Here is a 6,600-nt window from a genome sequence, read left to right as displayed (position 1 = left end):
GCCTCGTCGATGTCGTGGGTCACGAACACGACCGTCACCCCGAGGTCGCGCTGCAGCCGGAGGAACTCGTCCTGCAACCGCAGCCGCACGAGCGGATCCACCGCGCCGAACGGCTCGTCCATCAGCAGCAGCGGGGGCTTCGCGGCGAGCGCACGCGCCACGCCCACGCGTTGACGCTGCCCGCCGGACAGCTGGTGGGGGTAGCGGTCGGCGTACGTCGCCGGGTCGAGGCCCACGAGCTCGAGGAGCTCGTCGGCGCGCTGGCGGGCGACCTTGCGGGACTCGCCGTACAGGCGCGGGACCGTCATCACGTTGGCCGCGATCCGCTGGTGCGGGAACAGCCCGACCTGCTGGATGACGTAGCCGATCCCGCGGCGCAGCTGGACCGGGTCGGACCGGGTGACGTCCTGGCCGTCGATCTCGATCGTGCCGGTCGTCGGCTCGATCAGCCGGTTGATCATCTTCAGCGTGGTGGACTTGCCGCAGCCCGACGGACCGACCAGGCAGACGAGCTCACCGCGGCCGACGTCGAGGTCGAGCTCGTGGACGGCGACGGTGCCGTCGTCGTAGGTCTTGCCGACACCCGTGAGCCTGATCATGGGCTGGGCTCCCGCCGACCCGGTAGCGTCCATGCGGTGACCCTACTCGGGGCCGCAGCGGCGGCCGACGGACCGAGCTGCTACTCGACGACCGAGAACCGGTGGGTCTGCTGGCAGTACGTCGTGGACCGCCAGCAGGACATCGTCGACGCGACCCAGCAGCACGTCGAGATCACCGTCCTCGCCCTCCTCCTGGCGATGGCGATCGCGTTCCCCCTGGCGCTGGTCGCGCGCCGGTTCCCTCGCCTCGAGTCGAGCGTGCTGGGGGTCAGCACCGGCATCTACACGATCCCCTCGCTCGCGCTGTTCCCGCTGTTCCTCCCGTTCACGGGCCTGACGGAGACCACGGTCGTGCTCGGCCTGGCCCTGTATGCGTTGACGATCCTCGTGCGCGCGATGCTCGACGGCCTCCGCTCGGTGCCCGAGGAGGTCCGCGAGTCCGCGACTGGCCTCGGCTACGGCCCGACCCGGATGCTGTTCCTCGTCGAGCTGCCGCTCGGGCTGCCGGTCTTCGCCGCCGGGCTGCGCGTGGCGTCGGTGTCGACCGTCGCGCTGACCACGGTGGGGGTGCTGGTGTCGTACGGCGGCCTCGGCAACCTGATCCAGCACGGGGTCGCCCGCAACTTCCGTGCCGAGCTGTTCACCGCGTCGGTGATCTGCGTGCTGCTGGCCCTGGCGCTCGACGCCCTCATCGTGCTGGGGCAGTACCTCCTGACCCCGTGGACCCGGGGGGTGCGGCTGTGAACACGTTCGCGGACACCTGGGACTACCTGCTCGACGGGTCCAACTGGAGCGGGTCCGACGGCATGCTCCACCTGCTGGTTCAGCAGCTGCTGCTCAGCATCACCGCGCTGGGCATCGCGGCGGCGGTCGGGCTGCCGCTGGCGCTGTGGCTCGGCCACCTCGGGCGCGGCGGCTTCCTCGCGATCAACATCTCCAACGTCGGCCGCGCGGTCCCGACGTTCGCCCTGCTCGCGGTGTTCGTGGTCGCCGACTGGCCGGGGACGGCGCACCTCGGTCCGTACGGCCGGGCCGGCCTGGCGACGCTGCTCGCGCTCGCCCTCTTCGCGCTGCCGGCGATCATCACCAACGCCTACGTCGCGGTCCGGGAGGTGCCGGCCGAGCTCACGCAGGTGGCCGACGGGATGGGCATGACCGGCTGGCAGAGATTCACCCGCGTGGAGCTCCCGATCGCGCTGCCGCTGGTCGTCTCGGGCGTCCGGTTGGCGCTGGTGCAGGTGTGGGCCACGGCCACGATCGCCGCCCTGGTCGCTGGGCCGGGGCTGGGGCGGGTGATCACCGACGGCTTCGCGGCCAACTACTACGGCAAGGGCATCGCCGGGGCCGTGGTGGTCGCCGTGGTGGCGCTGGGGCTGGAGGGGACGATGGCGCTGGTGCAGCGGGCGGTGCGGCCCGGCCGCGGACCGTTGCGAAATCGTGAGCGCGGAATGTCGGCGGGTCCGCCTAGGTTGGGCACGGCGGTCGAACCACTCGACCGCTGAGGCTGCGGGCGCTCGCCGGCCCGCCGCACCGGACACGCGCGAGCACCGCTCGCGGGACACAGAAGGTGGACCCCATGAAGACACGCAGTGCCGCAGCAGCCCTGATCTCCGTCGCGCTCCTCGCGCTGGCGGGCTGCGCCGACGACGACCTCGACAGCGACAAGTCCGCCGACCCGTCGACCACGCCCTCGGCCTCCGGCGGCGGATCGGTCACGATCGGCAGCCAGAACTTCGACGAGGCCGCCCTCGTGACCGCGATGTACGCCGGCGTGCTCGAGCACGCCGGCTACGACGTCACCACCAAGCTCGTCGGCCGTCGCGACATCTACGTCAACCAGATGCCCGACGCCATCCAGATCGCCCCCGAGTACGTCGGCGGCATCGCCGACTTCATGAACACCACCGTCAACGGCGAGGACGCCCCGTCCATCACGACCAACGACACCCAGGAGTCCATCGACGCGGTGACGCCGCTGCTGGCCGACAAGGGCCTGAAGCTGCTCGACCCGTCCGCGGCGACCTCGCAGAACGCCTACTTCGTCACCCAGGACTTCAGCGACTCCGAGGGCGTCACCAAGCTGTCCGACCTCGAGGGCAAGTCGGTCGTGCTGGCGGCCGCCGAGGACTGCGCGGGCCGCGCCGACTGCGAGGCCGGCCTGAAGAGCGTCTACGGCATCGACATCACCGAGCTGTTGCCGCTCGGCTACGCCTCGCCGCAGACCTACAAGGCGGTGCTCGACGGCGAGGCTCAGCTCGGCCAGACCGGCACGCTCGACGGCACGCTCGCCGACCAGGGCCTGGTGCTGCTCGAGGACGACAAGGGCATCCAGCCCGCGCAGAACCTCATCCCGCTGGTGTCCGAGGACTTCCTCGCCGAGCACCCCGACGTGGAGCAGCTGCTCGACGACCTGATGGCCGCGCTCGACAACGACACGCTCGGCGGGCTGATCGCCCAGGTGACCGTCGACCGCGAGACGCCGGAGGACGTCGCCGACCAGTTCCTCTCCGACCAGGGCCTCGTCTGAAAGCTAGACCTCGGAGTCCCGCAGCGCGAGGGCTGCCGGGTCGACGGTGGCCGGGTCCAGGCCCGGCACGTCGATCCGCAGCCCCTGCGCGGCGGGCACCCGCGGCACCGGACCGCCGCGCTCGGCGGCGTACCGCATCACGAGCTCGGCGTCGGCCCGGCGGTCCTGGCCGACCAGCCAGCCGGCGAGGCGGTGCACGGGCGGCAGGCCCGAGCCGGCCAGCGTCCGCTCGCCCCAGAACTCCCGGACCCCGGCCACCAGCAGGTCCCACCACTCGTCGGAGCAGCCGGGGATCACCGTGAAGTAGCGCGGCATGTCGCCGGCCAGCACCCGGTCGACGAACACCCGGGTGACCTGGTCCGAGTCGAAGCCGCGCACGGTCGCCAGCGACATCCGTTTGGTCGTCCACCGATCGCGCAGGTCCGCCACCGACGAGCGCTGCTGGGTGATCGAGGTGCCGTCGTGGCGGATCCGCCAGTGGTAGACGACGTCCGGCACGACCCCGAACCGGCGCGCGGCGACGTAGGCGCGGGTGGTCGCGGGCTGATCCTCGTAGCGGATGCCCTCCGGCCAGGCCAGCTCGGCCTCGTCCCAGAACGAGCGGCGGAACAGCTTGTTCCACGCGAACACGTCGCCGAGGATCTCGGGGTGCTGCTCGATGACGTACGCCGCGCGCGGCCGGTGCAGCCGGCGCATCCAGGGCAGCTCCTCGAGCCGGTCGCCCTCCCAGCGGGCCACCGATCCGGTCACGAAGTCCGCCCCGGTGCGGCCCAGCTGGCGCACGAGCGCCGCGTAGGCGCCCGGCGGGACCACGTCGTCGGAGTCCGCGAACGTCAGCAGCTCGCCGGTGGCGTGCCGGATGCCCTCGTTGCGGGCGGCGCCGAGGCCGTGGTTGTCGGTGTGCACGACCCGGACGCGGGGGTCGCGGTCGGCGTACCCGTCCGCGATCCGTCCCGAGTCGTCGGTCGAGCCGTCGTCGACGACGACCACCTCGAGGTTGCGGTGCGACTGTCCCAGGATGCTGTCGAGGGCCTCGGGCAGGTAGCCGGCGACGTCGAAGACCGGGACGACCACGCTGACCAACGGCGCTCGCCGCCCGAACCTCATGGCCTCACGCTACTGGTGAGGGACTGGTGGGGGTGGGTCCGGCAACGGCCGCCGGCTCGGGAGGGACGCGGCCGAACCGTTAGGCTCCCTGTTCGTGAGTGACCAGCCCGTGCCTGCCGATCCGAGCGACGTCGACCCCCGCGACTACCCCCGCAAGGTCCTGTTCGTGGCGGGTGCCGGCCGCAGCGGCACGAGCACGATGGCCGGCCTGATGCAGATCATGGGCCTGCACGTCCCCAAGCCCGAGGTCACGCCCGACGAGACCAACCCCAAGGGGTTCGGCGAGCCCGCCTGGGTGGTCGCGCACCACGACCGGCTGCTCAAGGAGGCGGGCGTCCAGGTCAGCGACGCGCGCCCGGACGCCTGGTTCGAGACCGGACGGGTCTCCACCCGCGAGCAGGAGCGGATCACCACCGCCGACTGGCTGAACGGTCACTTCGACGTCTGCACCGAGCTGGTCGTCAAGGACCCGCGGCTGAGCTGGTTCCTCTCGCTGTGGCGGGTCGCGGCCCTGCGCACCGGCGCCACCCCGGTGTTCGCGACGATGCTGCGCCCGCCGGCCGAGGTCGTCGGCAGCAAGCAGACCTACTACAACAACCGGGCGGGCTCCGCCCACCTTGCGGCGTCCTGGCTGAACATGCTGCTGCACACCGAGCGCGCCACCCGCGAGTCGGTCGCCGACGGCGGGCGGATCTTCGTCCGGTACGCCGACCTCCTCGACGACTGGACCCGGATCATCATGCAGGCCGGCGAGCAGCTCGGCCTCCAGCACGTGATGCACGCCAAGAGCGAGGCGATCCGCGAGGGCCACCGCTTCGTCGACCCGAGCCTGCGCCGGATGAACCAGACCCTCGAGGACCTGGGCCTCCCGCCGCGGCTGCACGAGCTGACCGCCGAGACGTGGGCCGAGCTGAACAAGCTCGCCGACCCGGGCGGGGACACGCCGCAGGTGCACCAGGCCCTCGACCAGCTCCGCGAGGGCTACGTCGAGCTCTACGAGGAGGCGGAGGCGATCTCCCGCTCCTCGGTGGTCGCGGCCGAGCAGCGGGTGCGCCGCCAGCTCAAGGGCGGCGGCCAGCGGCGCGGCCCGGCGCCGGCCGACCCGGCGCACAAGATCCCGCACGGGGTGCGCGCCGCGATCCCCGCGCCGGTGCGGCGCGGACTGCGCAAGGCCATGGGCCGAAGCCGGTGACCGCTCACCTCGGCGCCACCGGGCTGGCGAACCTGGAGGGCCACACCGACTTCGACATCACCTGGCCGTGGCTGCGGCCGGGGGGCCTGCGCCCGGGGTCGACCGCGGTGCTGCGGGTGAAGAACGAGGCACCGTCGCTGCCGTTCGTGCTGCCCCCGCTGCTCCGGGCGTGCGACAACGTGTTGCTGGTCGACAACGGCTCCGAGGACGGCACGCCGGACGTCGCCCGGGCCACCGCCGAGCGCGCCGGCCGGGCGGACAAGCTGACGGTCGCGTCGTACCCCTTCTCGGTCGCGCGCGCCGGCGCCGAGCACCTGGCCCAGCACGAGCTGTCGGTCCACTCGCTGTCGTACTTCTACAACTGGTGCTTCTCCCAGGTCACCACGCGCTACTCCTGGAAGTGGGACGGCGACATGGTGCTGACCACCGAGGGCGAGGTCTCGATGGCCGACCTCGGCTGGCAGGTGGGCGACGTCCAGTCGATCGTGCGGGTGCCGCGGCACGGGCTGTACCTGGAGAGCGGGTCGAAGGGCTACCTCGACCTCGGCTTCCGCAACGCCGAGGAGTGGGGCTTCCCGATCGGCCCCGACTTCGTCTACACCAAGGCCTTCGAGTGGGAGATCCGCACGACGCCGGTCGACGTCCGCTCGATCGCGCTGCCCCAGGGCCTGTGCGTGGAGCTGAAGTACCTCGACGGCGAGGAGTTCGCCCACTGGACCGACCCGGCGTCGTTCGCGACCAGCTTCCGCAACCGCCGCAAGCGCCGCGAGTGGGAGGTCTTCCACGCGCTCAAGGAGGGCCGGGTGCCGGCCGGCGTCCACGAGATCACCGCCCCGGCCGGCGTGCACATCGTCGACCACGTCACCCACGACTGGCTCCCGCGCGCCCCGCGGCCCCTCGACGTCGGGTAGACCCCCACCGCCTCGCCCCGGGCGGTGGACCAACGTCCCGGCCGGTGGGCACCCTTCGGCTCTGCCTGGCTCGCGCCGGGCGCCCGTAGGTTCGAAGGTGGACGCGGGGACAGGGGGCCCGATGCCACGAACCAGAGGTTTCCTCCAGCGCTTCCGCGGGGCCGGCGCACCGGGCGCCGCCGCGGCCGTCGGCGTGCCCGCGGACCGGGTGGCGGAGACCGCCGCCGAGCTCGAGCCGGTGTTCGCGCGGCTGGCGGAGACCCA

Annotated in this window: 7 protein-coding genes; 5 read left to right on the top strand and 2 right to left on the bottom strand. The window is 72.4% G+C overall.

Features of this window, described 5'->3' with window-relative positions:
• The coding region (locus VGD85_RS01150; protein ID WP_414690738.1) for an ABC transporter ATP-binding protein at positions 1 to 599 on the bottom strand (599 nt) is incomplete at its 3' end.
• A 36-nt stretch (positions 600 to 635) separates the two neighbouring features.
• Between VGD85_RS01150 and VGD85_RS01145 the strand changes: the two genes are divergently transcribed.
• The 3 genes from VGD85_RS01145 to VGD85_RS01135 all read left to right on the top strand — a co-directional run bounded on the left by VGD85_RS01145 (position 636) and on the right by VGD85_RS01135 (position 3,126).
• Positions 636 to 1,343 carry an ABC transporter permease gene (locus VGD85_RS01145; protein WP_331061615.1) on the top strand — a complete coding sequence of 236 codons (708 nt, stop codon included), beginning with the start codon at positions 636 to 638 and terminating at the stop codon, positions 1,341 to 1,343.
• Complete coding sequence (locus VGD85_RS01140) at positions 1,340 to 2,101, top strand: ABC transporter permease (RefSeq protein WP_331061614.1); 762 nt, start codon at positions 1,340 to 1,342, stop codon at positions 2,099 to 2,101. The genes VGD85_RS01145 and VGD85_RS01140 overlap by 4 nt, the downstream gene beginning before the upstream one ends.
• A 74-nt stretch (positions 2,102 to 2,175) precedes the next feature.
• Positions 2,176 to 3,126 (top strand): ABC transporter substrate-binding protein, encoded by a 951-nt coding sequence (locus VGD85_RS01135; RefSeq protein ID WP_331061613.1) that lies wholly within the window; start codon positions 2,176 to 2,178, stop codon positions 3,124 to 3,126.
• 3 nt (positions 3,127 to 3,129) lie between these two features.
• On the opposite strand, the gene VGD85_RS01130 is transcribed toward VGD85_RS01135, so the two are convergent.
• Entirely contained in the window at positions 3,130 to 4,233 is a 1,104-nt protein-coding gene (locus VGD85_RS01130; RefSeq protein WP_331061612.1) for a glycosyltransferase family 2 protein, read from the bottom strand.
• Between the two features lie 94 nt (positions 4,234 to 4,327).
• Here VGD85_RS01130 and VGD85_RS01125 point away from each other — a divergent pair, with 94 nt between their 5' ends.
• Both VGD85_RS01125 and VGD85_RS01120 read left to right on the top strand, forming a co-directional pair.
• Complete coding sequence (locus VGD85_RS01125) at positions 4,328 to 5,425, top strand: sulfotransferase family protein (protein ID WP_331061611.1); 1,098 nt, start codon at positions 4,328 to 4,330, stop codon at positions 5,423 to 5,425.
• A complete protein-coding gene (locus tag VGD85_RS01120; RefSeq protein ID WP_331061610.1) occupies positions 5,422 to 6,336 on the top strand; it encodes a hypothetical protein in 915 nt (304 codons plus the stop codon). Before VGD85_RS01125 ends, VGD85_RS01120 begins: the two co-directional genes overlap by 4 nt.
• The last annotated feature ends 264 nt before the right edge of the window (positions 6,337 to 6,600 follow it).

The sequence above is a fragment of the Nocardioides sp. genome, assembly GCF_036401255.1.
Classification (GTDB): Bacteria; Actinomycetota; Actinomycetes; order Propionibacteriales; family Nocardioidaceae; genus Nocardioides.
Note: the sequence above shows the minus strand (reverse complement) of the source record. Positions and strands in the feature narration are given on the sequence as shown.